The following is a 23768-nucleotide window of genomic DNA, read 5'->3' as shown; positions in this document are numbered from 1 at the left end:
TGTGGGCCGTTAGCTCAGCTGGTAGAGCAGCAGACTCTTAATCTGCGGGTCGAAGGTTCGATCCCTTCACGGCTCACGAGGGCCCCCGAAAGGGGGCCTGTTCTTTGTCTCCTGCCCGCATCTTCTCGGCAGCAGCTCTTGACACATACCGGGCTTTTCGCTACTATACTCCTCGCACACGTGCGAGAGTGGTGGAACTGGTAGACACGCTAGACTTAGGATCTAGTGCCTTCGGGTGTAAGGGTTCGAATCCCTTCTCTCGCAGGTTCACCACTCCAAGTGCGGGAGTAGCTCAGTGGTAGAGCTCCACCTTGCCAAGGTGGATGTCGCGGGTTCAAGTCCCGTCTCCCGCTTGGCGATCTGGTCCTTTCCAGATCGCCTTTTTTTTGCTATATTCCCTTCCATAACAAAGCGTATCGAAAGGATGGACCACTGTGATCAAGGACAAGGAGATTCAGAAACTCGACAATTCGGCCGTACGCCTCACCATCACCATCGATCAGCACGATGCCCAGAAGATGTATGACGAGCTGCTCGCCCGGCTCCAGAAGGATGCGCAGATACCCGGCTTCCGGAAGGGCAAGGTGCCTACGTATATCCTGGAGAAGAAGTTCGGCGAAGGGCTCCGCTACGAAACCGCCGAACGCCTCATACAGGAAGGGCTCAGAGAGGCCTTCGACCAGATAGACGAAAAACCGCTCGCCTATTCCGTCCCCTCCCTCACCACCGACTTCCCCACCGACTTCTCCAAGGACGTCACCTTCACCGTGGAGTACGACGTGTACCCCGAGTTCACCCTCCCCGACTACAGCGACATCACGGTGGAAGAGCCCAAGGTCACCATCTCGAAAGAGGACATCGAGCGGGAGCTCGAGAAGCTCAGGAAACAGAACTCCTATGTGGTGGAGAAGCAGGACGGCGAGGTCAAGGAGGGTGACATCGTCACGGTGGACTACTGGGAGCTCGACGGGGAAGGCAACCCCGTGGAAGAGTCCCGGAGAGAGGACTACGTCTTCACCGTGGGGACCAGGTACAACCTCTACGAGTTCGACGACGATCTCATCGGTGCGAAGAAAGGGGAGGTTCGTACCATCACCAAGGAGTTCCCCGAGGACTACCGGTTCGAGGAGTTCAGGGGCAAGACGATCACCGTACAGGTGGAGATCAAGGCCATCAAGGAACAGCGTCTGCCGGATCTCGACGACGAGTTCGCCCAGGATATAGACGAGGCCTACCAGACCCTCGACGACCTCAAGAAGGCGATCGAGGAACGGCTCATGGAACAGGCCAAGGCGGTCATCCGACAGAAGAAGATCGACCAGTTCCTCACCGAGCTCGCGAAACGTACCGAGATACCCATCCCCGCCTCCATGCTGAAGGCCGAGATGGACGCATCCTACCAGCAGCTCGCCCAGCAGTACCGCACCACGGTGGAGGCGCTCGACAAGGTGCTGGAACAGGATGGGAAGACCAGGGAACAGATCTACGAGGAGTGGAAACCCTCGGCCACAGAGGCCCTCAAGAAGCGGCTCATCATCACCCGGCTCATCGAGGAAAGGAAGATAGAGGTCTCCGATGATGAACTCGAGACATTCTTCAAGGAAGTAGCCGAGGGCGCGGGGGCGTCGGCCGACCAGGTGAAGGCCTACTACGCCCAGATGGGACAACTGGAACAGATCCGCTACGACCTCAAGGAGCGAAAGCTCTTCGACCAGCTCCTGGAAGAGATCAAGGTAAAGAAGGGTCCCAAGGTCCCGTTTGTGGACTTGGTAGGGGCAAATGAGTAATTTAATACGAGAATACACCACCTAAGGAAGGAAGATGAACGAAAGGATGAGCCATCTGGTTCCCATCGTCATAGAGCAAACCGGGATGGGGGAACGCTCGTACGACATCTACTCCCGTCTCCTCAAAGACCGTATCGTCTTCATCGACGGGGAGATCAACGACCTGACCGCGGATCTCGTGGTGGCCCAGCTCCTGTTCCTGGAATCCCAGGATCCGGAGAAGGACATCAGCGTGTACATCAACACCCCTGGTGGATCGGTCACCGCGGGTCTCGCGATCTACGATACCATGCAGTACGTGAAACCCGACGTGCAGACCATCTGCCTCGGTCAGGCGGCCTCCATGGGGGCGCTCCTCCTCACCGCAGGCACCCCTGGAAAACGTCTCGCCCTCCCCTCATCCCGCATCCTCATCCACCAGCCATGGGGAGGCGTGCAGGGGCAGGCCACCGACATCTCCATACAGGCGCGGGAGATGGTGAGGATCAAAAAGCTCCTCATCCACTACTTCGCCCACCATACTGGCCGTCCCGAAGAGGAAGTGGCACAAGACCTCGAGCGTGACTACTACATGACGCCCGAGGAGGCGAAGGCCTACGGCCTCATCGACGACATCCTCATACGGAGTAAACATGAGTCGCGTCATGAAAAATGACAAAGCCTGCTCGTTCTGCGGCAAGAGCGTCCAGTACGCCCGTAAGCTGATCGCAGGGCCGGGTGTGTACATCTGCGACGAGTGCGTCAATGTGTGCAAGCGCATCATCGACGAAGAGGAGGAGAACCTCACCTGGGAACTCACCGAGGAACTCCCCACACCCCAGGAGATACACTCCTACCTCGATCAGTACGTGATCGGCCAGGACCACGCGAAGAAGGTCCTCTCGGTGGCCGTCTACAACCACTACAAGCGCATCCTCCACGGCCACAAACTCTCCGAAGACGTGGAACTCGAAAAGTCGAACATCCTCCTCCTCGGTCCTACGGGGAGCGGAAAGACCCTCCTCGCCCGGACCCTCGCGAAGAAGCTCAAGGTACCGTTCGCCATCGCGGACGCCACCACCCTCACCGAGGCGGGGTACGTGGGTGAGGACGTGGAGAACATCCTCCTCAAGCTCATCCAGGCGGCGGGCAACAACATCGCCGCCGCCGAGCGGGGTATCGTCTACATCGACGAGATCGACAAGATCGCCAAGAAGGGCGAGAACATCTCCATCACCCGCGACGTCTCGGGAGAGGGGGTGCAGCAGGCCCTCCTCAAGATCGTGGAAGGTACCGTGGCCTCCGTTCCCCCTCAGGGTGGGAGGAAGCACCCCAACCAGGAGATGATCCGCATCGACACCACCAACATCCTCTTTATCGCGGGCGGCGCCTTCGTGGGGCTCGACAAGATCATAGAGAGCCGGGTGAGCGAACACCCCATGGGCTTCGGCGCCGAGGTGAAGTCCAGGCGGGAGAAGAACCTGGCCGAGCTCTACGCACAGATGCACCCCGACGACCTCATCAAGTTCGGCATGATTCCGGAGTTCGTGGGACGCTTCCCCATCCACGTGGGCCTCAGGGAGCTCAAGAAAGAGGACCTGGTGAGGATCATCAAGGAACCCCGCAACTCGGTGCTCAAGCAGTACAAAGCCACGCTCAAACTCGACGACGTGGATCTGGTGGTGGAGGATGAGGCAGTCGAGGCCATCGCGGATCTCGCCATACACAGGAAGACGGGGGCGCGCGGCATCAGGGCCATCTTCGAACACATCATGATGGACGTGATGTACGAGATCCCCTCGATCCCCGGTCCCAAACGGGTGGTCATCACCAGAGACGTGGTTCAGGGAGAACAGAAGCCGGAAATCCAGCTTCTCAAGAAGAGCGCATGAAGTTGTTCGAGAGGAACCGCACCCGCGGATCGCTCATCCTCCCGGTGATCCCGGTGAGGGATACGGTACTGCTCCCGGGGATGGGCATCCAGATGGCGAGCGAGAAACCAATCGGGATTCAGGCCGTGCTGGAGGCCCGCGACCACGCCCAGAACCGACTCTTCTTCTGTCATGCGAAACCGGAGGCCCCCCCGGACTTCAAGCCCGAGGCGGTATACGAGGTGGGAACCATCGGACAGATCATCCACCTCCAGCAGAACAGGGAAGGGCACGTCCGTATCCTCGTCCAGGGGTTGGAGCGCGCCCGTATCCAGCAATTCACCAGCCTCACCATCCCCCTCAGGGCCCAGATCAAACCTCTCGAAGAGAACCTCGAGATCACCGATGAGGTGGCGGCTCTCATGCGCCTCCTGAGGGAGGAGTTCCTCGAATACGCCCGGAGCGCAGGGGGCGTCCCCCCCAAGGTGAAGGAGACCGTCGAGCAGACCGACTCTCCCCTCGTCCTCTTTTCCTCGATACTCCACCACCTTCCGCTTCCTACCGCGACCAAGGCCGCACTCCTCGCCCTCGAGAATCCCAGGGAGTACCTCTCCCGGCTCGGCGAGGAACTCAAGGCAGAACAGGAGGTGCTCTCCCTCAGACAGGAGATCACCGCCAGGGTGAAGCGGCGGATGGAGCAGAGTCAGAAGGAATACGTACTCCAGGAACAACTCAAGGAGATACAGCGGCAGCTCGGCAAGGACGTGGACGACCCTTCAGGACTCAAAGACCTGGAGGAACGCCTCAAGGCGAAAGTCCTCCCGGATGAGGTACGGACAAAGGCAGAACGCGAGCTCGACCGCCTCAAGAAGCTCCAACCGCTCTCACCAGAGGCCGGCGTGCTGCGGACCTACCTCGAGTGGATAGTGGACATTCCCTGGACCGAACGCACCACGGACAGCAAGGACATACGGAGGGCCCAGGAGATCCTGGACGAGGATCACTACGACCTCGTGAAGGTCAAGGAGAGGATCCTCGAGTTCATCGCGGTGAGACAGCTCTCCGAGGAGGGGCGGGGCCCCATCCTTTGTTTCGTGGGACCTCCGGGAACCGGCAAGACCTCGCTCGGCAGATCGCTCGCAAGGGCCCTGGGACGGAACTTCGTCCGTATGTCCTTGGGCGGAGTCCGCGACGAGGCGGAGATACGGGGCCACAGGAAGACCTACGTGGCAGCCCTCCCTGGCAAGATCATCCAGACCATGAAGAAGGCCGGTTCCATCAACCCGGTCTTCCTCCTCGACGAGATCGACAAGATGAGCAGCGACTTTCGAGGGGATCCGGCCTCAGCCCTGCTCGAGGTGCTCGACCCCGAACAAAACCACGCATTCGTGGATCACTACCTCGAAGTCCCCTACGACCTCTCCCACGTGATGTTCGTCACCACGGCCAATTCGCTCCACACCATACCCTACCCCCTCAGGGACAGGATGGAGATCATAGAGGTCTCGGGCTATTCGGACGTGGAGAAGTTCCATATAGCCGTGAACCATCTCATCCCCCGGCAGCAGAAGGAGAACGGCCTCGATTGGGCCGCGATCACCTTCAGGAGGGAGGCCGTATACCATGTGATCCACCACTACACGCTCGAGTCGGGAGTGAGGGAACTCGACCGAACGATCGGGAGGATCATGCGGAAGATCGCCACCGAAGTGGTGGAGAAGAAGGTGCACCCGGAGAAGGAGGGGCGCCCCTTCTCCAAGGTGATCACGGCGAAGGCCGTGGAACGCTACCTGGGCCCGCCCCGGATTCCCCGGAACACCAGGCCGCTCGAGCCTCGAGTAGGACTCGCCTACGGCCTTGCTTGGACCGAACTCGGGGGGAGGCTCCTGCCCGTGGAAGCGGTCTCCTTCGAGGGAAGGGGGGATCTCATCCTCACCGGGAGCCTGGGTGATGTGATGAAGGAGAGCGCCTTCGCCGGTCTCTCGTTCCTCAAAGCCCACGCGAGAAGCTTCAATCTCAACGACGAGGTCTTCTCCCGCCGGGACATACACATACACGTCCCCGAAGGGGCAATCCCAAAGGACGGTCCCTCGGCCGGCATCACCCTCACGGCCGCCATGCTCTCGGTGCTCACAGGGATTCCCCCTCGCCACGATGTAGCCATCACCGGTGAGATCACCCTCACCGGCCGGATACTCCCGGTGGGAGGGATCAAGGAAAAGGTCCTCGCCGCCCACAGACACGATATCCCCTCGGTGCTCCTCCCGAAGGAGAACGAGAAAGACCTCGCCGACGTTCCCCGGAAGGTTCGTCAAAAGCTCTCGTTCGTCTTCGTGGAATCCCTCGCAGAGGCCCTCGCCATACTCTTCCCCGAGGCACAGTTCACACTCAGGACCTGATCACCAGGGAAGCTCCTTGCCCTCGAGGTCCACGTAGAGGGGATGTTCGGGGAGGGTGAGGATGACATCCGCCACCTTCGCCGCCGCCTGGTCTGGGGTGATGGGAGCGGCATCGCCCCCCATGTCGGAACTGAACCAGCCTGGGTGGATCGAGCGGACCACCGCCCCCTCCTTGCCGAGGCGGTTCTGGAGGATCCGGGTGGCCATGTTGAGGGCGGCCTTCGACATGCAGTAAGAATACTCGCTCTCCCTCCAGCAATTCCCTATGGAGCCCGCCTCCGAGGAGATGTTGGCGATCCACTTCCTGGGGCTCCTGAGTATGAGATCGAGGAACGCGCGGATCACCATGAGAGGAGCCACGCTGTTGGTCAGGAACGTGGGAAGATACACGGAAAAATCCACCAGGGGGAGGTCGGGCCTGTCCTGCTCGAGGTGGACACCCGCATTGTTCACCAGGATGTCGATCGCATCCACGCGTTCTCCGACCTCCCGACGGACCGTCTCGAGCTGCGACTCCTCGGTGACGTCGACCGCATAGAAGAAGCATCGATCGGGATGGGCCTCGACGAGCGCTTCCAGTTCCTTCGAGAGACTCCTCCCCAAGGCATGCACGCTATGTCCCCGTGCAAGGAACGTCTCCACGAGGGCCCGCCCCAGGCCTCTCCGTGCGCCGGTGACAAGGATCTGCATCTCTCCCTCCTCTGCCGATGGTCTTCTCAAGACTATAGATCGACACGGCCATGGTATTCCAGCCCGGAATCGCCCCCTTTTTTCGAATTCCGCTTGATTATCGGATGGTATCTCTTATAATCATAAGAGGAGGAAGTCCTTACCATTCCTCAAGGAGGCTCCGGATATGAAGACCATGCGTCATGTTGCAGGATTCCTGCTGTTCCTGGTTGCAGGACATCTTCTCCTCGCCGAAGTGCTGCCCTCGGACCTCTACGTGAAGACGGTGTACGTGACCAAGGTGTATGCCCACGAAAAAGGGTACAAGGTGCTCTACGTGAAGAGCAACCTCGATATCGGTGAAGTCTACATCCCCCTCTCCTGGGTCGCCGAGAAAAAGGCCGTCATCGTCCCGGGGAACGATCCCGCCTTTCCGTACATGAGCATCTACTGGAAGAAGGGCGAGTTCTTCAAGGTGATCCTCTACGTTCCCGAAAAACCCGATCACCCCGGCTGGGGGATCCTGCCCCGAACCGAGGATGTTTCGGCCCTCTTCGAGGTCGATACCCTCCAGATGGAGTTCTGAACCAGGAACACGGCCCATCCTCGAGTCCCCCTTTCGTTCTCCGGAGAGGGGATGAGGAATCTCTCATTACGAGCGGACATCTCGTAAAGCGCCGGGACCATCCCGGCTGTTCTCATTTTATGAAAACCCGTGTATGATGGGGCCGGAAGGAGACCATGCAGGTACCCCAAGACGTGATAGACTGGATACAGAAACGATACCACATCCTCGTCATAGGTCACAAGGATCCTGACGGCGATTGTGTGGGCTCTCAGATGGCCCTCTCCCTCTTCCTCGGGAGGGTGGGGAAGAAACCCCTCCCCCTTTCGCCAGGCCCCTTCACCTCAGCCGAGGTGCGACAGTTCGCCCCCTTCTTCAAGACACGATTCGACGAAGAAGAGCTGTCCTTTCTCGAGAAGGTGGGGATCGTGGTGGTGGACACCTCGAGCCCAGAACGTACGGGCCCCTTCCGGGATCTCATATCCAGACACCCCACGCTGGTGATCGATCATCACAGCGCCGGAACCCCCTTTGGCGACCTGCGGTGGGTGGAACCCTCGGCTCCCTCCACCACGTTCCTCGTCCAACTCCTCATAGAGGCGATGGCGGGGCACATCTCCCAGGAGGAAGCCTTCTATCTCTTCTACGGACTCGCCACCGACACGGGGTTCTTCAGATTCCTCGAGCAAGGATCCGGTGAGGCCTTCAGGGCCGCATCCCGCCTGGTGGATGCCGGGATAAGCCCACGCACACTCTCCCTCGCGATCAACGGAGGCCAGAGCTTCCTCTCGCGGCGGTGGATAGGGATGATGCTGGAACGGATGGAGCCCCTCTGCGACGGGAAGTTCGTGATCCTCTGCGAGACCAGGGCCGACAGGGAACGGTTCTCCGACGAGCATCGGGAGTCGGATCTTCTCTACCACCTCGTCCTCGACATAGAGGGGTGCGAGGCCCTCGCCGCCCTCCGAGAGGAACCGAACGGCAGGTGCAAAGTGAGTCTCCGATCGAAGGTTTTCCTCGATGTAGGGGCGCTCGCGCGGGAGTTCGGAGGGGGAGGACACGTGCACGCCGCGGGGTTTGAAACGGATTTACCGCTCTCCGAAGCGAAGGCGCTCATCATCGAGCGGTTTCTTCAATTTTGTAAATAGATGTAAAGTTTTCTCGAAATACCCACTCCCATCCTGGCATGCCATTTGCTTCCCCACGAGAGACACACGGTCTCTCGAAAGGGGGTACGGATGGATCACCTCACCGCTCTCGTGCTCGCGTACCAACGTGGCGGGGTGCCCTTCGAGGCGCTCTTCCACCATCTCTCATGGTTCGTGTACACCTACCCCTCACGGGAGGAGGAACGCTCCGACTTCCTCCTGTTCTTCTACCCACGTCTCAAGGCACTCGCCCGCAGGTTCGTCTATACCGGCGTTCCCTTCCTCCACTACCTGCGTTCCTCCATGAGGTGGCAGTACCGTACGTTCAAGAGGGTACAGCGGGAACGGGCCTTCCTGGAGCGATCCCTCGTCCGGAGGGAGCACGAGGAGGCGGTGCTCCTCTTCGATCCCTCCATAAAACTCGAGGAAGGGGAAGCCGATGCAGTGATGGAAGAGATCGTCGAGTGGATAAGGGGCTCGGCCCCTCATCGGAAACGGAGATTCCTCTGCCTCCTCCTGAGGGAACTCCCATCCCTGCCTCCCCGATGGGAAAGGCCTCTGGCCGCTGCCCTGGGCATGGAGGAGGAAAGACTCGCGGGCTGTTTCCTCATGCTCCAGGAGAGGGTCACAGAGAGGAAGGCGAGGTATCTTCGTCTCTCCCGGAAGATCAACGAACTCCGCATGGAGATACGCCTCCTCGAGGACAGACTCTCCCGGGAGGGGGAAGGATGCGATCGGGATGCGTTCAGGAAAGGCCTGGAGAGGAGGCGACGCCAGCTCGCCCGGCTCGAGAGGAGGCGTAACGGTATCCCCCTCAAGCCGCGTCACAGCGATATCGCCGAGGTCCTGGGCATTCCCAAGGGTACCGTGGATTCGGGGATCCACTACCTCCTCAAGGAGCTCTCCTCGAAGAGGCCGCCTCAGCGGGAGGGGATATCGCTCCGGAGTTTCGAGATTTCGTCGAGGAGGGCGTGCCAGGGGAGTGTGGCGCACTTGACTCTCACGGGATAGGCGGAAAGCCCCGAGAATACCACCAGGTCACCGAACTCCTCGAAGGGGGTGGGATCCTCCCCCCTGATCATGCGGATCACCTTCTCCGCCAGGGCGAGGGCCTCCTCCACAGTCTTTCCCTTCAACAGCTCGGTCATGATGGAAGCCGATGCCGTGTCGATGGCGCATCCCTTCCCGTCGAAGGCCACCTCTTCGATCACTCCGTCATGGAGCTTCACCTCCAGCTTCACCGAATCCCCGCACGTGGGATTCTCGTGGGCGCGGGACTCCGGTATGTGAGGAAGCGGCCTCTTGTTCCGGGGATGCCGGTAGTGGTCGAGCAGGATCTCCTGGTAGAGGTCATCATGCATGGCGAAAGAACTCCTGCACCTTGATGAGGGACGAGACCAGTATATCGATCTCCTCCCTCGTGGTGTAGAGGCCGAAACTCGCCCTCGCGGTGGCCGGTACGCCGAGCTTGCGCATCGCGGGCTGGGCGCAGTGGTGTCCCGCCCGGACCGCCACCCCTTCCCTGTCGAGGAGCTGTGCGATGTCGTGCGGGTGCACCTCTTTGAGCGTGAACGAGACGATCCCGGCCTGGTGGGGGACCCCAGGGCCGTAGAGGGTGATGTCAGGCACCCACTTCATGGCCTCCAGGGCATAGGCGGTGAGCTCCTGCTCGTGCGCCGCCACCGCCTCCATCCCCACCTCCCGGAGGAATCGCACCGCCTCAGCGAGGCCCACGGCCCCTTCCACGTTGGGCGTACCTGCCTCGAACTTGTGAGGCACCTCGTTCCATGTGGCTGTCTCCAGGGTGACCGAGCGTATCATCTCACCCCCCCCGAGGAAGGGGGGCATCGCTTCGAGGAGTTCCTCTCGCGCATAGAGCACCCCTATCCCCATGGGGCCGTACATCTTGTGCCCGGAGAAGGCGAAGAAGTCGCAGCCGAGGGCTTCCACGGAGATCGGAAGATGGGGGACGGCCTGGGCCCCGTCGAGGAGGACCAGGGCACCCCGTCGATGGGCGTACTCGACGATCTCTTCCACCGGGTTCACGGTGCCGAAGACGTTGGAGACATGCACGAGCGAGACGAGTTTCACCCGTTCGGTCCAGAGTTCGTCGAGGGAGGCGAGGTCGAGCATGCCGTTCTCGTCGAAGGGAAGGAAGGCGAGCCGTACCCCCTTCCGGCGGGCGAGGAGCTGCCAGGGGATGAGGTTGCTGTGGTGCTCCATCTCGGAAAGCACTACCACGTCCCCCGGCTCGAGAAAGGCCTCGGCCCACGTGTGGGCCACCAGGTTGACGGCCTCGGTGGCGTTCCGGGTGAAGACGATTTCCCGTTCGCTCCCCGCTCCGATGAACCGGGCCACCTCCCGGCGCGCCTCTTCATAGAGCGACGTAGCCTCCACCGAGAGGGTGTGGAGCCCCCGATGTACGTTCGCGTGGTGCTCCCTGGCATAGGAGCGCATCGCCTCGATCACCCTGGAAGGTCGCTGCGTGGTGGCGGCGTTGTCCAGATACACGAGGGGCCGCCCCCCCATCCGCCGGGAGAGTATGGGAAACTCGGCCCTGAGCGCTTCCACGTGGTACCCTCTAGCAACGGACATAGACGTATCCATCCTCCACCTTCACTTCGTAGGTACGTACATCCTTGGTCGCGGGGAGGCTCAGCACCTTCCCTGTCCTGATATCGAACCGCGAGCCGTGTTTGACACAGTAGACCTCACCCTCCCACACCTCCCCCTCGGAGAGGAGGCTGAACTCGTGGGAACACACATCGTCTATGGCGTAGACACCGTCCTCCAGTTTGAAGAGGGCGATCCGCCTCTTCCCGCACTGGACGCTCGCAGCGCGCTGGAACGAGTCCACGGGTACGGTCCTATGCCACTTCGCCACGGAGCGCAACCCCTTTCATCCGCTTCACCTTCCGTTCGGCACGACGTGCCACTCTCTCGGCGAGGGAGGAGGGGAGATGATCGGTCACCGCCCTGATGTGAGCCGCAGCCAGGAGGCCCACCGCCTCCTCCTCGGGGATTCCCCGCGACCTCAGGTAGAAGAGCTCTTCCTCCCTCACATGGCCCGTGGTGGAGCCGTGACTGCACCGCACATCATCGGTCCCGATACTCAGCGTGGGGATGGAGTAGGAGGCGGCCTCCTCGGAGAGGAGGAGGTTCTTGTTCGAGAGATAGGCATCGGTGCCGCGGGCCGAGCCTGCCACCTCGATGAGGCCCTGGTACACCGTGCGGCCGTCCTCCCCCGCCACCGCGTGGTACTGGGCGAGGCTCCTCGTCTGCGGACCCACGTGCTCCTGGACCGTGCGTGCATCGTAGTGGTCGCCCCTTCCGGCCACCATCACCCCCCGCAGGAAGGCCTCCGCCCCCTCCCCCGCGAGTCGCACGTGGACCCGCTGCTTGGTGAACCACGACCCCGTCACCAGGCTCGCGTGTTCCAGCACGGCGCCCCGCTCCACCTCACCCCACACATGCACCACGCGCGCCGCATCCGCGCGCCGCGCCCCCTCGTCCACCAGCACCACCCTCGCCCCCTCACCCACCCACACACTCACCAGCACGTTCAGCACACTTCCACGCCCCCCCTCGTGGACCAGCCGGACCACCCCCTGTTCACCCGGCCGCGCCTCCACCACCACGTGCACATCCGATCGCACACGCTCCCCCTGCCGTATCCGCACCACCCGCTCCCCCCCACCCGTCCTCACCCACACCACCTCCTCACTCCCGAGCGCCCGTGCGAGGAACACGTTGTCCAGCCTCCCGGAAAGCCGCTCCAGCATCGCGAGCACCGCCGGGGACTCTCCCGCACCGGGCCCGTCGCCTTCCACCAGCACCCTCACCCCGGCATCGGCCCTGCGCTCCCAGTCGAGCACCGTCACATCGGTTCTCCGCCACTCCTCCTCGCTCCGGGCCGGAAGCCCCATCCCCGAAGCCTTTTCCCTCGCCACTCGGGCGATATCCTGCAACGACGTATACTCCTTAACCAACGGAACCCTCCATTTCGAGCTCGATGAGCCTGTTCAGCTCCACCGCGTACTCCATGGGGAGCTGCTTCACGAGCGGATCGATGAACCCGTTCACGATCATCGCCGCAGCCTCATCCTCCGAGAACCCCCGCGACATGAGGTAGAAGAGCTGCTGCTCACTCACCCTGCTCACCTTCGCCTCGTGTTCCATGTGCACATGGGGCGACTTGATCTCCATGTACGGGAACGTCCGGGACACCGACTGCGGGTCCATGATGAGGGCATCGCACACCACGTGTGAGCGCGCACCCCTCACCCCCTCCTCCACCTTCACCAGACCGCGGTACGTAGCGATCCCGCCGTCCTTGCTTATGGACTTGGAAGTGATCACCGAAGAGGTGTGCGAGGCCGCGTGGATCATCTTCGCCCCCGTGTCCTGCTCCTGCCCCTTGCCGGCGAACGCGATCGAGAGCACCTCGCCGTGTGCGTACGGCCCCATGAGGTACACCGAGGGATACTTCATGGTCTTCCGACTCCCGATATTCCCGTCGACCCACTCCACCGTGGCGTGCTCGTAGGCAACCGCCCGCTTGGTCACCAGGTTGTACACATCCCCCGACCAGTTCTGGATCGTGGAGTAGCGCACCCGTGCACCCGGAAGCGCGATGATCTCCACCACCGCGGCGTGGAGCGAGGCCGTGGTGTAGACCGGGGCCGTACACCCCTCTATGTAGTGCACGAAACTCCCCTCGTCGGCGATGATGAGCGTACGCTCGAACTGCCCCATGTTCTGGGTGTTGATCCTGAAGTACGCCTGGAGCGGGATATCCACATGCACCCCCTTCGGCACGTAGACGAAGCTCCCGCCCGACCATACCGCCGAATTGAGGGCCGCGAACGTATTGTCGCCCGGCGGGACCACGGTCCCGAAGTACTTCCGCACCAGATCCGGATACTCCCTCACCGCCGTCTCGGGATCACAGAAGATCACCCCCTTGGAGGCGAGCTCCTCCTTGATACTGTGATACACCATCTCGGAATCGTACTGCGCCCCTACACCGGCCAGGTACTTCCGCTCCGCCTCGGGGATCCCCAGGCGCTCGAACGTTCGCTTGATGGTCTCGGGCACCTCATCCCACGACCTCCCCGCTCCATCGGTGGGACGGACATAGTAGTAGATCTCGTCGAAGTCGAGGGCCGAGAGATCCACGCCCCACGTCGGCATGGGCTTCGACTTGAATATCCGGTAGGCCCTGAGCCTGAACTCCCGCATCCAGTCGGGCTCCTCCTTGTAGTAGGAGATCCTCTTCACCACCTCCTCGGAGAGCCCCTTCTCCTCCTGGACCACCGGCTTCACCGCGTCGGAGAAGCCGTACTTGTACTCACCGAAATCAATTGTGGACGTACTCATGTTCGTCCTCCTCTATGCCGAACTCCTTCCGCAACCACTCGTACCCCTTCGCCTCGAGCGTCTCGACCAGATCCCTCCCTCCGGAGGTGAGGATCCTGCCGCGATACATGATGTGCACGAAATCGGGATGCACGTGTTCCAGTATCCGCTGGTAGTGTGTGATCACGAAGGCGCAGAACTCGGGTCCCCTGAGGGAGTTGATCCCCTCGGCCACGTCCTTCAATGCATCGATGTCGAGCCCCGAGTCGATCTCGTCGAGGACCGCGAACCGGGGACGGATCATGAGCATCTGCACGATCTCCATACGCTTCTTCTCACCACCCGAAAACCCCTCGTTGAGGGACCGGTTGATGAACTCCTGGGAAAGACCCATCCGCGTCAGCGCATCCTTGAGCTCCTTGATCATCTGCGTCACCGGCATGTTCCGGGCCGGATGCTTCTCGAGCACCCGCTTCACGAACTTGCCCGTGGTGAGCCCCGAGACCTCGGCCGGGTACTGGAAACCGAGGAACAACCCCCGCACCGCCCGCTCCTCGGGCGGCAGTTCCAGGATATCCTCACCGTCCAGGAGGATCCTCCCCCCGGTCACGGTGTAGGACGGATGCCCCATGATTACGTGGGCAAGGGTACTCTTACCCGACCCATTGGGTCCCATGAGGGCATGCACCTTACCGGTGCGCAGGACCAGATCCACCCCCTGGAGGATGGGCTTTCCTTCGATCTCGGCACGCAGCCCCTCTATGCGAAGTTCCGCCATGTGTTGCTCCTTATATGGGATATCCGAGGCTGAATCGTGCAGCCTCGCTCATGAAATCGGGCGTCCACGGAGGGTCCCATACCAGACTCACCACCAGGTTGTCGGTGTGGGCCACCTTTCCCACCTCTGCCCGGATCGCCTTCTCTATCACCTCCCCGAGGGGACACCCCGGGTAGGTGAGCGTGAAATCCAGTTCGATCCTGTCGGGGAAGACGTCCACCCGGTAGACCATCCCCAGGTCGGTGATGGGGAGCCCCAGCTCAGGATCGTAGACATTGCTGAGGGCCTCGTAGACCACCTCCCTGGAGACCGGAGGCTTCTTCCCCCGAGCGTCATCGTGCGAACTCATACGCACCTCCGATGAAACGGGAGAGGGGCAGGCTGTAGACATGCTGCTCGAGGAGGGACACCAGGTCGATCACCCCGGGCCTCATCACGCAGAACTCGGGCACCTCACACCCGTCCCTGCCGCAGGGGAGGATCACCCGCTCGTCGAGCGCCCGGGCCACCTCACCTATGGTGAGCTCAGAGAGGGAGCGCTCGAGCACGTAGCCGCCGTGCGCCCCCTGTACAGCCCTGAGGACCCCCGCCCTCCCGAGACGCTGCAGGATCTTCCGCAACCTCGCCTCGGGGAGCCCGGTGGAAGAAGCGAGCTCTCGAGACGAGACGAGCCCTCTGACCCTGGAGAGATGGGCGAGCGCGATCAACGCATACTCGAGGTCCCTGTGAATCCGTATCACCGCCTCTCCTTCAAATAGGACATTTTCCATCCTATTTGAAGGATAACATACTTTTTTTTACTGTTTCCGTCAAGATTGTCCACGGACGCCGGCACGATGTCGTACACCGCAGGCGGCTTCCCTCACCCGCCCCACCCCGGCGCCACCATACCCGCGAGCATACCCGCCGCCGCTCCCCCGAGGATCACCCAGACGGGGTGGAGGCGCAGGGTCCTGAAGACCAGGAACGCCGCCACCGCGATGAGCAGCGAGATCCCGTCGACACCCGAACCGAGGGGAATCTGCAGTGCCTCGGGCGGGTGGTCGAGGAGAGCCCCCCTGCCTACCACCCACACAGCCGAACCGATGAGCCCCACCACCGCGGGTCTGAGACCCGAGAAGACCGCCTCCTTGAGCGGGGCCTTCTCCCATCGCGCGAGCCACCTTCCCACCACCAGCACGAGGAGGAACGAGGGCAGCACCACCCCCGTGGTGGCCACCAGGGCACCCGGCACCCCCGCCACCCTGAACCCCACGAACGTCGCCATGTTGATCGCCACCGGCCCCGGCGTCATCTCCGCGATCGCCACCACGTCGGCGAAGACACGCGCGGAAAGCCACCCGTGCCCCTCCACCTCGGAAGCGATAAGGGGGATCATGGCGTATCCCCCCCCGAAGGCGAACGCCCCTATCTTGAAAAACGAGACGAAAAGCCCCCACACCTCACCCATCCGAGCGCCTCCCCGTCCGCCACAACGAAGCGAGAAGCCCCAGGACGCCTGCGCCCAGGAGCACGAGTACCGGGTGCACCCCCAGCACCACCACACACACCACCGCCCCCACCGCGATCAGCCCGCTCCACGCATCCTTCACCGTGCTCCTTCCCACCGAGAGCACCACGGATGCGAGGAGCCCGAGCACCACCGCACGCATCCCGGCGAACGCATGCCCCACCAGCTCCACATGTACGAACCGATAGAGCACGCCCGCCACCAGCAGGATCACGAGGAACGAGGGGAGCACCATACCGAGCATCGCGGCGAGCGCACCCCCGACCCCGGCCAGGCGCATCCCCACCAACGAGGCGGTATTGATCGCCACCGCCCCCGGGACCGACTGGGCCGCGGCAAGGATATCGAGCATTTCCTTCTCCTCGAGCCACCCCTTACGCTCACACAGGTCCCGCTGGATGAGGGGAATCATCGCGTACCCTCCCCCGAACGTGACCGCCCCTATGGAGAAGAAGGTGAGGAAAAGCCGGGCCTTTCCCGTCACGGCACCATTCACGCTGAGCCCTCCTCTCTTCCACATGTGGTCGGAATCATAGTATAGTGAAAGACTACGAATCCACAAGAGAGGTAAAGAGAAAGGGATGGCACGCAAGGAGATAAAGGCCTGGACCATAAAGGACTCCGACGAATACTACGGGATAAGCAGATGGGGAGGCGACTTCTTTGGTATCTCCGAATCCGGCGAGGTGACGGTGAAGCTCTCCACCCCCGAGCGGAAGACAGAGGAGGTGAGCCTCTACGAGATCGCCCAGAAGGTGGTACAGGGCGGGCTCTCGTTCCCGGTCCTCCTCAGATTCAGGGACATCCTCAGGGCGAAGATCCACGAACTCAACAACGCCTTCCTCTCCGCCATCAAGGAGAGCGGCTATCGGGGAACCTATCGGGGCGTCTTCCCCATAAAGGTGAACCAGCAGCAGCAGGTCATAGAGGACATAGTGGAGATAGGTCGTCCCTTTCACTACGGACTCGAAGCCGGCAGCAAGGCGGAACTCTTCATCGCCCTCTCCCACCTCCGCGACAAGGAAAGTCTGCTCGTGTGCAACGGCTACAAGGACAGGGAGTTCATCGACCTTGCCCTCTACGGCACCAAGCTCGGCCACAAGGTGGTGCTGGTGATCGAGCGCCTCTCCGAGATCCGGACGATCATCGAGCGCTCCCGCGCGCTGGGTATCCTTCCGTTCCTGGGCATCAGGGTGAAACTCTCCTCGACCACCCCGGGCAAGTGGTCGGAGAGTTCAGGGGACCAATCCATCTTCGGCCTCACCTCGCACCAGGTCGTCTCCGCTGTAAAGATCCTCAAGGAAGAGGGGATGCTCGACCGCCTCGTCCTCCTCCACTACCACCTCGGCTCGCAGATCCCCGACATCAGGCACATTCGCTCCGCGGTGAAGGAAGCGGCCAGGTACTACGCAGCCCTCTACAAGGAGGGGGCGACGATGGGACACCTGGATATCGGAGGGGGCCTCGCGGTGGACTACGACGGCTCGCAGACCAACTTCCACTCGAGCCGGAACTACACCCTCAAGGAGTACGCCACCGACGTGGTGGAGGAGGTGATGGAGATACTCGACCCCGAGGGAATCCCTCACCCCACCCTGGTGAGCGAATCCGGACGGTTCGTGGTGGCGTATTCGAGCGTCCTCCTGTTCAACGTCCTGGACTCCTCGAGCCTCACCGTTGCTCCGGACCGGCTCTCCGTCCCCGAGGAGTGCTCGCCCACGCTCAAGGAACTCATCGATATCTACAATTCCATATCGGTCAAGAACGTACAGGAGGCATTCCACGACATCATCTACTACCGCGATCTCATCCGCTCCCAGTTCATCATGGGCGACATCCCTCTCTGGGAACGAGGTCTGGCCGAGCTCTATTTCTGGAACGGCATAGAAAAGCTGGTGAAAGTGTCGAAGCAGCTCAAGTACATACCGGAAGAGATAGAAGAGGCCGAGGCGAGCCTCGCTCACATCTACTACGGCAACTTCAGCGTCTTCCAGTCGCTCCCCGATGCGTGGGCCATCGATCAGCTCTTCCCCATCGTCCCCATCCACAGGCTCAACGAACAGCCGGAGGTCCCTGCCATCATCGCCGATACCACCTGTGACTCGGACGGAAAGATAGACACCTTCATCGACATCTACGACACCCGCCCCTATCTCCTCCTCCATCCCCTGAAAGACGAGGAGTACATCATCGGTATCTTCCTCGTGGGAGCCTACCAGGAGACATTGGGAGACCTCCACAACCTCTTCGGTGACACCCACATAGTGAACGTCGCCCTGGACGATGACGGCGAGATCGTCTTCGTGAACGAGGTGGAGGGCGACACCGTGGAGGACATCCTCAGCTACGTGGAGTACATCCCCAAGGCCATCCTCCACCGCCTCAAACGCAAGGTGGAACAGGCCCTCAAGGAGAAGAAGATCGGCCTCCCGGAGAAAAAGGCCATCATGGAAGCCTTCGAGGAAGGCATGCGCGGATACACCTATTTCGAGTGACGAGACCCCCTCCATTTGAAAAGACGGTCGCCCTTCTCCTATACTTTGAGTATGGGAGAAGAGTATGCCATGACCTCCTCCCGCGGGGGGGGAGAGATATCCTCACTCGAGGAGAGTCTCGAAGCACTCTCCCTGGACATGGGGGCACCGGGGGCAAGCCTCTGCCTCACTATCACCTATGAACTCCAGGAGATCGCCCGGTGGGAGGCTCCCGATGCAGTCACCCTTCTGGACGCGCTCCTCCTCTCCACCGACGAAGGCAGGTTCTGGATAGAGAGCTTCGAGCTCAGGAACTTCACCCATCTGTCCATCCTGGACGGGCGCATACACCTCTACCCCCTCAAGGTGGGAGGATTCCTCTACGGCATCCTCGCGGTCGACAGCCCCTCGCACCCCGAGGCCTTCCTCTCCCGTAAATCGAGGTACGAACGGGCCTGGTTCTCCGCCCTTCCCTGGGAACGGATATTCACCCCCGGGTTCCGTCTCGATATCGCGAAAAACCTCCTCCCCTCACTCCGGACAGGGCTCCTCTATCTGGACGTCCGGACCCGTTCGATCGATCTCCACCTCCCGGGATCCTCGACGAGCCCTTCCACGTCCCTCACCCTCTCCGAACCGGAATTCCTCGCCACCGTGGAACCCGATGCCCGGAAGTCCCTCGAGGAGTTCCTCGCCGCTCCCCACGACACCTTCCACGGACGCTTCTCCTTCCCGGGAAGGGGCCGCACCTCTTTCCTCGTCATACCCCTCCCGGTGCAGGGCCGGATCCGCCCCTTCCTCCTCCTCGACGTACACGCCGAGACCCTCTACTTCGAGTCACTGCAGGAACAGCGGAGGCTCTTCACCTCGGTATTGGATTCCTTCACTGACTACATTCTGGTGACGGACAGCGACAGGCGTATCCTCTACGCCAATACGGCCTTCGAGACCTGGGCCTACCTCCTGGAAGGACGCCCTCTCCCCAGCCTGGTCGGCAAACCCATCTCCCTCGTCTCGAGGGCCATCGATGCCCACCTCCGCCCCCTGTTGGAGGAGGCGGAGAAGAGCGCCACGGTGATCCTCCGGGAGATCTCCTGGCAGCACAGGGCGGAAGAGATCACGACCGAGGTCACCATATTCCCCCTCCACAAGGACTACGAGACCGCACGGTGGCTCATCATACTTCACAACATCACCCACCGGAAACGCACCGAACGTCTCCTCAGCCAGCAGAAGCAGTTCTATCGCCAGATGCTGGAGGCCCTCCCCATAGGGGTCTATACCCTCGATCCCTTGAGCGACTACACCGTCTCCCTGTGGAATCCCTACATGGAACGGATCACAGGAGTCCCCCGGCAGAAGGCCCTGGGAGTCCCCGAGACCCGACTCTTCCCTCCCCCTTTCTCCGAGGAGCTCGAAGTCCTCAACCGGAAGATACTCGAGGATCCCCTCACCCCGGTCCTCGTGCCCTCGATGGAAGTCGAGTTCCCCCATCAGGAGGAGTCCCGCATCGTGAAGGTGCAGAAGCGAGGCGTCCTCACCCCCGAAGGTGAGCTCGACCACATTCTGGTCCTCCTGGAAGACATCACCGAACAACGACGGACGGAGGAGGAACTCGAACGATACCGCACCCACCTGGAGGAGGAGGTCGCGCGGAAGAGCGCGGAGCTCGCGCGGGCCGCCATGGAGATGGACGCCATCCTCCGGAGCACCGAGTCGGTGGCCATCTGTTCCATGAACAGGGATCTGCGCATCCAGATCTTCAACCCCACCCTCGCCCGACTCTCTCGCATGTACTTCAAGAGACCTCCCCGGCGGGAGATGCGCTTTACCGATCTGTTCCCCACGAGGACCATGCAGAGGCAGGTGGAGACGGCCGTCTCCCGGGTTCTCTCGGGTCAGACATTCACCACCCGCTTTTCCATCTCCAGGAGGAACCTCCTCCCCCTCCACCTGGAGGTGGTCATCTCTCCCAAACGGAACGAGGAGGGAGAGATCCTCGGTGCCACGGTGATCGCCATGGACATCACCCAGCGGGCCACCGTGGAACGCCAGATGCGGCTCTTCAAGGCCATAGCCGACACCGCACCCTACGGGACCGTGATCATCGACGCCAACCACACCATCGTCTACGCCAATCCCTACATGGCCCGGATCCACGGCTACAGGCTGGAAGAAGTGATGGGTCAACACCTCTCCATCTTCCACACCGAGGAGCAGTACGAGAAGCTCATCGAGGAACTCACCAGGGCGGAGGACGTGGGAGTGATGCCCTCCCAGGAGATATGGCACGTCTATCAGGGACAGCTTCCTTTCCCCATGCTCACGACCGCCACATTCATCAAGGACGAAGAGGGGCACGTGACCTACATAGGAATCGTGTCCCTCGACATGAGCCTCCAGAAAGAGGCCGAACAGAAGCTCAAGGAAGCCAAGGAGGAAGCGGAGCGGGCGATGCGGGCCAAGAGTGAGTTCCTCGCCAACATGAGCCACGAGATCCGAACCCCGCTCAACGCCATCATCGGCTTCACCGACCTCCTCGCCTCCTCCTTTCCCTCGGGGAAGGAAGCCTCCTACCTCGACGCCATCAGATCAAGCGGCAAGAACCTCCTCATGCTCATCAACGACATCCTCGACCTCTCCAAGATAGAAGCCGGCAAGATGACCCTCTCCTACAGCCCTGTCGACCTGCGTTCCTTCATCGAGGAAATAGCCAACATCTTCCGGACCCAAGTGGAGAACAAGGGCCTCTCCTTCATCCTCGACTACGCCCCTGCCCTCCCTCCCACCGTGGAGATCGACGAACTCAGACTCAGGCAGGTCCTCTTCAACCTCATAGGCAACGCCATCAAGTTCACCGAACAGGGCCATGTGAAGGTCCAGGTGAGGGGGACCCTTCATACCGAGGAATCGAAGGTGGACCTCACCATCTCCGTGGAAGACACCGGCATAGGCATACGGCCGGAGGAGAGAGAGGCCATCTTCCAGTCCTTCCACCAGAGCTCGGGCCAGGACAGCCGCAAATACGGGGGTACAGGACTCGGACTCACGATCTCGAAGCGCCTCGTGGAGATGATGGGAGGGACCATCTCCGTGGAAAGCGAGTACGGCAAGGGAACCACCTTCACCGTGAGAATTCCCGATCTCACCTGCTCCGCCGAGCGGACGGCGTCCGCCACCGAGGAAACCGGAGGAGACGTCCCGATGTACGAAGGGAAGGTCATCCTGGTGGTCGACGACAAGGAGCTCAACCGCACCCTTCTCAAGGAATACCTCGCGCCCACAGGGGCAACTGTCATCGAAGCCTCGAACGGGCAAGAGGCCCTCTCCCGAGCAGAGACCCACCCTCCCGACCTCATACTCATGGACATCAGGATGCCCGTGATGGACGGTCTCACCTTCATCAAGGAGTACTACAGAGATCCTTCCCATCGGCACATCCCGGTGATCGCCCTCACCGCCTCGGTCCTCAAAGAGCGGCACGAGGAATTCCTGAAGAACGGGTTCGTCGAAGTCCTCACCAAGCCGATCCAGAGGGACACCCTCTTCTCGACCCTGAGATCCTTCCTCCCCACGGAAACGACCCGCACCACGGCTCCCCCTCCCCCGCGGGAGGAGCATCTCGAGTTGACGTCCGAAGACCTCGCACGAAGAGAGCAGATCCTCTCCCTCTACGATCGGGAGATCGCTCCCCTTCTCGAAGAAGCAAAGGAGACATGGCTCAACACCACCCTGGAGGAGCTCGGTTCCAGGGCAAAAGAGGCGGGAACGAGAATCGGCTCGCCCTTCCTCTCAGGGTGGGGAGCATCCCTGGAGGAAGCGGTACAGAGCTTCAACACACATCGGATACGCACCGTCATAAAGGAGTTTGAAGAGAAAATCGGACGATTGAAGGAGGAATCCCGATGACACAGAGGACAGAGAAAAAACACCGCATCCTCATCGTGGACGACACACCTCCCAACATACAACTGCTGGGCAGTATCCTCCAGGAACACTACATCGTCTCCTTCGCGGAGAGCGGCCCGGAGGCCCTCTCCCGGCTGGAGAAGACCCCCTTCGATCTCATCCTCCTCGACATCATGATGCCGGAGATGGACGGCTTCGAAGTCTGCCGCCGGGTACGGAACAACCCGAAGACCCGGGACATCCCCATCATCTTCCTCTCGGCAAAGGCCGACAGGGAGAGCGTGATGAAGGGCCTGGAGCTCGGAGGCCAGGACTATGTCGTCAAACCCTACGACCCCCGGGAACTCCTCAAGCGTGTCCAGACCCAGCTTTCCCTGAGGGAACAGCAGAAGAAGATCGAAGAGCTCTCGCAGAAGGCCCGACCGGCCGCCATCCCCCTCACCAAGCTCACCGGACTCGAGTTCCTCACCCGAAAACAGTTCTACGAGAAACTCATGTTCCTCACCATCCACGAGAACCTCTCCTCCCGGCTGAACCTCGTGCGCGACACCCCCCTCCTCACCGAGAACGATCCCGCCCTCTCCCTCGCCGAGATCGAAAAGATCCTCCTCCTCACCCGAAATCACCTCTCCAAGAACAAGGACGGGCTCCTCAAGGCAGGTATGGAAGAAGCGAGAGAGCTCATGACGGCATTCTCGAAGGCGGAACTCCAGAAACACCTCGTGATCATACGAGAGGCCCTCACGCAGCACAACGTCATAAGCAACGGGCTCTTCTTCGTGAAGACCTACTTCGAGACACTGAAGGATCACGTGAGCCACACGGAAGACGGGACAGGCCGACCGGTGAGCGACATGGTCGCCTCCGTCCTCGAGGAGGTCCTCCCCCTCCTTCCCGAGCCCGTGACCGTGACGACCGCCACCCCTCCCGTGCAGGATCCCTCCCCCCTGAGCCGGGACCACCTCTTCCTCATCCTGGCTCACGGTCTCCTCACCGCCGCCGAGAGCATCCTGAGCGGAGAGGGGGAAGGGGACGTGTCCTTCTCGGCCTACCCCCACGGGGGTATACTCTATCTCGAGATCAGCGATACCGGCACGGGGCTCAAGGTGCAAGAACGGAGGCGCCTCCTGAAGGCTTTCGAGGAGGAGGACCTGGGAGTCGGTATCCTCGCCCTCGGTCTCGCCACGGTGAAGGAACTCGTGGAGACCCGATACAAGGGGACGTTCCGTATCGAGGAAACCGAGGCAGGGACCAAGACCTCTGTTCAGATCCCGCTTCGCATGGCACAATGACACCATCCGTGTGCAGAGGAGGCTGGTGG

The 23768-nt window shown here is 61.4% G+C and carries 21 protein-coding genes and 3 tRNA genes; 13 read left to right on the top strand and 11 right to left on the bottom strand.

Features of this window, described 5'->3' with window-relative positions; all coding sequences use genetic code 11:
* Positions 1–3: 3 nt before the first annotated feature.
* The 7 genes from SPITH_RS03080 to lon all read left to right on the top strand — a co-directional run bounded on the left by SPITH_RS03080 (position 4) and on the right by lon (position 6036).
* Positions 4–76, top strand: a tRNA-Lys gene (locus SPITH_RS03080).
* Between the two features lie 106 nt (positions 77–182).
* Positions 183–264 (top strand) — tRNA-Leu (locus SPITH_RS03075).
* Between the two features lie 17 nt (positions 265–281).
* Positions 282–353, top strand: a tRNA-Gly gene (locus SPITH_RS03070).
* Between the two features lie 81 nt (positions 354–434).
* On the top strand, positions 435–1787 hold the full coding sequence (gene tig, locus SPITH_RS03065; RefSeq protein WP_014624263.1) for a trigger factor: 1353 nt from the start codon (positions 435–437) through the stop codon (positions 1785–1787).
* A gap of 34 nt (positions 1788–1821) precedes the next feature.
* Positions 1822–2442 carry an ATP-dependent Clp endopeptidase proteolytic subunit ClpP gene (gene clpP / locus SPITH_RS03060; protein WP_014624262.1) on the top strand — a complete coding sequence of 207 codons (621 nt, stop codon included), beginning with the start codon at positions 1822–1824 and terminating at the stop codon, positions 2440–2442.
* Positions 2420–3658 carry an ATP-dependent Clp protease ATP-binding subunit ClpX gene (gene clpX, locus SPITH_RS03055; RefSeq protein ID WP_014624261.1) on the top strand — a complete coding sequence of 413 codons (1239 nt, stop codon included), beginning with the start codon at positions 2420–2422 and terminating at the stop codon, positions 3656–3658. The genes clpP and clpX overlap by 23 nt, the downstream gene beginning before the upstream one ends.
* A complete protein-coding gene (lon, locus tag SPITH_RS03050) occupies positions 3655–6036 on the top strand; it encodes an endopeptidase La (protein ID WP_014624260.1) in 2382 nt (793 codons plus the stop codon). The genes clpX and lon overlap by 4 nt, the downstream gene beginning before the upstream one ends.
* On the opposite strand, the gene SPITH_RS03045 is transcribed toward lon, so the two are convergent.
* On the bottom strand, positions 6037–6726 hold the full coding sequence (locus SPITH_RS03045) for an SDR family NAD(P)-dependent oxidoreductase (RefSeq protein ID WP_014624259.1): 690 nt from the start codon (positions 6724–6726) through the stop codon (positions 6037–6039).
* A gap of 166 nt (positions 6727–6892) precedes the next feature.
* On the opposite strand from SPITH_RS03045, the gene SPITH_RS03040 reads away from it, so the two are divergent.
* The 3 genes from SPITH_RS03040 to SPITH_RS03030 all read left to right on the top strand — a co-directional run bounded on the left by SPITH_RS03040 (position 6893) and on the right by SPITH_RS03030 (position 9429).
* Positions 6893–7291 (top strand): hypothetical protein, encoded by a 399-nt coding sequence (locus SPITH_RS03040; protein WP_014624258.1) that lies wholly within the window; start codon positions 6893–6895, stop codon positions 7289–7291.
* Between the two features lie 155 nt (positions 7292–7446).
* Complete coding sequence (locus SPITH_RS03035) at positions 7447–8418, top strand: DHH family phosphoesterase (protein ID WP_014624257.1); 972 nt, start codon at positions 7447–7449, stop codon at positions 8416–8418.
* Between the two features lie 90 nt (positions 8419–8508).
* The gene (locus tag SPITH_RS03030; RefSeq protein ID WP_014624256.1) at positions 8509–9429 is read left to right on the top strand and encodes a hypothetical protein; all 921 of its coding nucleotides are present in this window, start codon (positions 8509–8511) and stop codon (positions 9427–9429) included.
* Here SPITH_RS03030 and sufU read toward each other — a convergent pair.
* The 10 genes from sufU to SPITH_RS02980 all read right to left on the bottom strand — a co-directional run bounded on the left by sufU (position 9339) and on the right by SPITH_RS02980 (position 16584).
* Complete coding sequence (gene sufU / locus SPITH_RS03025; RefSeq protein ID WP_014624255.1) at positions 9339–9779, bottom strand: Fe-S cluster assembly sulfur transfer protein SufU; 441 nt, start codon at positions 9777–9779, stop codon at positions 9339–9341. The two genes, SPITH_RS03030 and sufU, sit on opposite strands and share 91 nt — an antisense overlap.
* Positions 9772–11013 (bottom strand): cysteine desulfurase, encoded by a 1242-nt coding sequence (locus SPITH_RS03020; RefSeq protein ID WP_014624254.1) that lies wholly within the window; start codon positions 11011–11013, stop codon positions 9772–9774. The genes sufU and SPITH_RS03020 overlap by 8 nt, the downstream gene beginning before the upstream one ends.
* A complete protein-coding gene (locus SPITH_RS03015; RefSeq protein ID WP_013313380.1) occupies positions 11000–11302 on the bottom strand; it encodes a non-heme iron oxygenase ferredoxin subunit in 303 nt (100 codons plus the stop codon). Before SPITH_RS03015 ends, SPITH_RS03020 begins: the two co-directional genes overlap by 14 nt.
* The gene (locus SPITH_RS03010) at positions 11286–12407 is read right to left on the bottom strand and encodes a SufD family Fe-S cluster assembly protein (protein WP_014624252.1); all 1122 of its coding nucleotides are present in this window, start codon (positions 12405–12407) and stop codon (positions 11286–11288) included. The genes SPITH_RS03015 and SPITH_RS03010 overlap by 17 nt, the downstream gene beginning before the upstream one ends.
* Entirely contained in the window at positions 12400–13797 is a 1398-nt protein-coding gene (gene sufB / locus SPITH_RS03005) for a Fe-S cluster assembly protein SufB (protein WP_014624251.1), read from the bottom strand. Before sufB ends, SPITH_RS03010 begins: the two co-directional genes overlap by 8 nt.
* Positions 13778–14554, bottom strand: coding sequence for a Fe-S cluster assembly ATPase SufC (sufC, locus tag SPITH_RS03000; RefSeq protein ID WP_014624250.1), 777 nt, complete (start codon positions 14552–14554; stop codon positions 13778–13780). The genes sufB and sufC overlap by 20 nt, the downstream gene beginning before the upstream one ends.
* A 10-nt stretch (positions 14555–14564) precedes the next feature.
* A complete protein-coding gene (locus SPITH_RS02995) occupies positions 14565–14903 on the bottom strand; it encodes a metal-sulfur cluster assembly factor (RefSeq protein WP_014624249.1) in 339 nt (112 codons plus the stop codon).
* The gene (locus tag SPITH_RS02990) at positions 14887–15324 is read right to left on the bottom strand and encodes an RrF2 family transcriptional regulator (RefSeq protein WP_014624248.1); all 438 of its coding nucleotides are present in this window, start codon (positions 15322–15324) and stop codon (positions 14887–14889) included. The genes SPITH_RS02995 and SPITH_RS02990 overlap by 17 nt, the downstream gene beginning before the upstream one ends.
* 92 nt (positions 15325–15416) lie before the next feature.
* Entirely contained in the window at positions 15417–16004 is a 588-nt protein-coding gene (locus tag SPITH_RS02985) for a chromate transporter (RefSeq protein WP_014624247.1), read from the bottom strand.
* On the bottom strand, positions 15997–16584 hold the full coding sequence (locus tag SPITH_RS02980; protein ID WP_245523436.1) for a chromate transporter: 588 nt from the start codon (positions 16582–16584) through the stop codon (positions 15997–15999). Before SPITH_RS02980 ends, SPITH_RS02985 begins: the two co-directional genes overlap by 8 nt.
* A gap of 61 nt (positions 16585–16645) precedes the next feature.
* Between SPITH_RS02980 and speA the strand changes: the two genes are divergently transcribed.
* From speA to SPITH_RS02965, 3 genes are read left to right on the top strand one after another with little or no spacing between them, the layout of a single operon-like run.
* Positions 16646–18559, top strand: a complete 1914-nt coding sequence (gene speA / locus SPITH_RS02975) for a biosynthetic arginine decarboxylase (protein ID WP_014624245.1) — start codon at positions 16646–16648, stop codon at positions 18557–18559.
* A gap of 51 nt (positions 18560–18610) precedes the next feature.
* Positions 18611–22447 carry a PAS domain-containing hybrid sensor histidine kinase/response regulator gene (locus SPITH_RS02970; protein ID WP_014624244.1) on the top strand — a complete coding sequence of 1279 codons (3837 nt, stop codon included), beginning with the start codon at positions 18611–18613 and terminating at the stop codon, positions 22445–22447.
* Positions 22444–23739, top strand: a complete 1296-nt coding sequence (locus SPITH_RS02965; protein ID WP_014624243.1) for a response regulator — start codon at positions 22444–22446, stop codon at positions 23737–23739. Before SPITH_RS02970 ends, SPITH_RS02965 begins: the two co-directional genes overlap by 4 nt.
* Positions 23740–23768 lie beyond the last annotated feature (29 nt).

Origin of the sequence: Spirochaeta thermophila DSM 6578 (genome assembly GCF_000184345.1) — a bacterium.
GTDB classification, from domain to species: domain Bacteria; phylum Spirochaetota; class Spirochaetia; order Winmispirales; family Winmispiraceae; genus Winmispira; species Winmispira thermophila.
Note: the sequence above shows the minus strand (reverse complement) of the source record. Positions and strands in the feature narration are given on the sequence as shown.

What these genes read in the sequence shown, in the direction of transcription:
- clpP (WP_014624262.1), top strand. Translation starts at nt 1,822, where the DNA reads ATGAACGAAAGGATGAGCCATCTGGTTCCCATCGTCATAGAGCAAACC.
- clpX (WP_014624261.1), top strand. Translation starts at nt 2,420, where the DNA reads ATGAGTCGCGTCATGAAAAATGACAAAGCCTGCTCGTTCTGCGGCAAG.
- lon (WP_014624260.1), top strand. Translation starts at nt 3,655, where the DNA reads ATGAAGTTGTTCGAGAGGAACCGCACCCGCGGATCGCTCATCCTCCCG.
- SPITH_RS03045 (WP_014624259.1), bottom strand. Translation starts at nt 6,726, where the DNA reads ATGCAGATCCTTGTCACCGGCGCACGGAGAGGCCTGGGGCGGGCCCTC.
- SPITH_RS03040 (WP_014624258.1), top strand. Translation starts at nt 6,893, where the DNA reads ATGAAGACCATGCGTCATGTTGCAGGATTCCTGCTGTTCCTGGTTGCA.
- SPITH_RS03035 (WP_014624257.1), top strand. Translation starts at nt 7,447, where the DNA reads ATGCAGGTACCCCAAGACGTGATAGACTGGATACAGAAACGATACCAC.
- SPITH_RS03030 (WP_014624256.1), top strand. Translation starts at nt 8,509, where the DNA reads ATGGATCACCTCACCGCTCTCGTGCTCGCGTACCAACGTGGCGGGGTG.
- sufU (WP_014624255.1), bottom strand. Translation starts at nt 9,779, where the DNA reads ATGCATGATGACCTCTACCAGGAGATCCTGCTCGACCACTACCGGCAT.
- SPITH_RS03020 (WP_014624254.1), bottom strand. Translation starts at nt 11,013, where the DNA reads ATGTCCGTTGCTAGAGGGTACCACGTGGAAGCGCTCAGGGCCGAGTTT.
- sufB (WP_014624251.1), bottom strand. Translation starts at nt 13,797, where the DNA reads ATGAGTACGTCCACAATTGATTTCGGTGAGTACAAGTACGGCTTCTCC.
- sufC (WP_014624250.1), bottom strand. Translation starts at nt 14,554, where the DNA reads ATGGCGGAACTTCGCATAGAGGGGCTGCGTGCCGAGATCGAAGGAAAG.
- SPITH_RS02995 (WP_014624249.1), bottom strand. Translation starts at nt 14,903, where the DNA reads ATGAGTTCGCACGATGACGCTCGGGGGAAGAAGCCTCCGGTCTCCAGG.
- SPITH_RS02990 (WP_014624248.1), bottom strand. Translation starts at nt 15,324, where the DNA reads ATGGAAAATGTCCTATTTGAAGGAGAGGCGGTGATACGGATTCACAGG.
- SPITH_RS02985 (WP_014624247.1), bottom strand. Translation starts at nt 16,004, where the DNA reads ATGGGTGAGGTGTGGGGGCTTTTCGTCTCGTTTTTCAAGATAGGGGCG.
- SPITH_RS02980 (WP_245523436.1), bottom strand. Translation starts at nt 16,584, where the DNA reads ATGTGGAAGAGAGGAGGGCTCAGCGTGAATGGTGCCGTGACGGGAAAG.
- speA (WP_014624245.1), top strand. Translation starts at nt 16,646, where the DNA reads ATGGCACGCAAGGAGATAAAGGCCTGGACCATAAAGGACTCCGACGAA.
- SPITH_RS02970 (WP_014624244.1), top strand. Translation starts at nt 18,611, where the DNA reads ATGGGAGAAGAGTATGCCATGACCTCCTCCCGCGGGGGGGGAGAGATA.
- SPITH_RS02965 (WP_014624243.1), top strand. Translation starts at nt 22,444, where the DNA reads ATGACACAGAGGACAGAGAAAAAACACCGCATCCTCATCGTGGACGAC.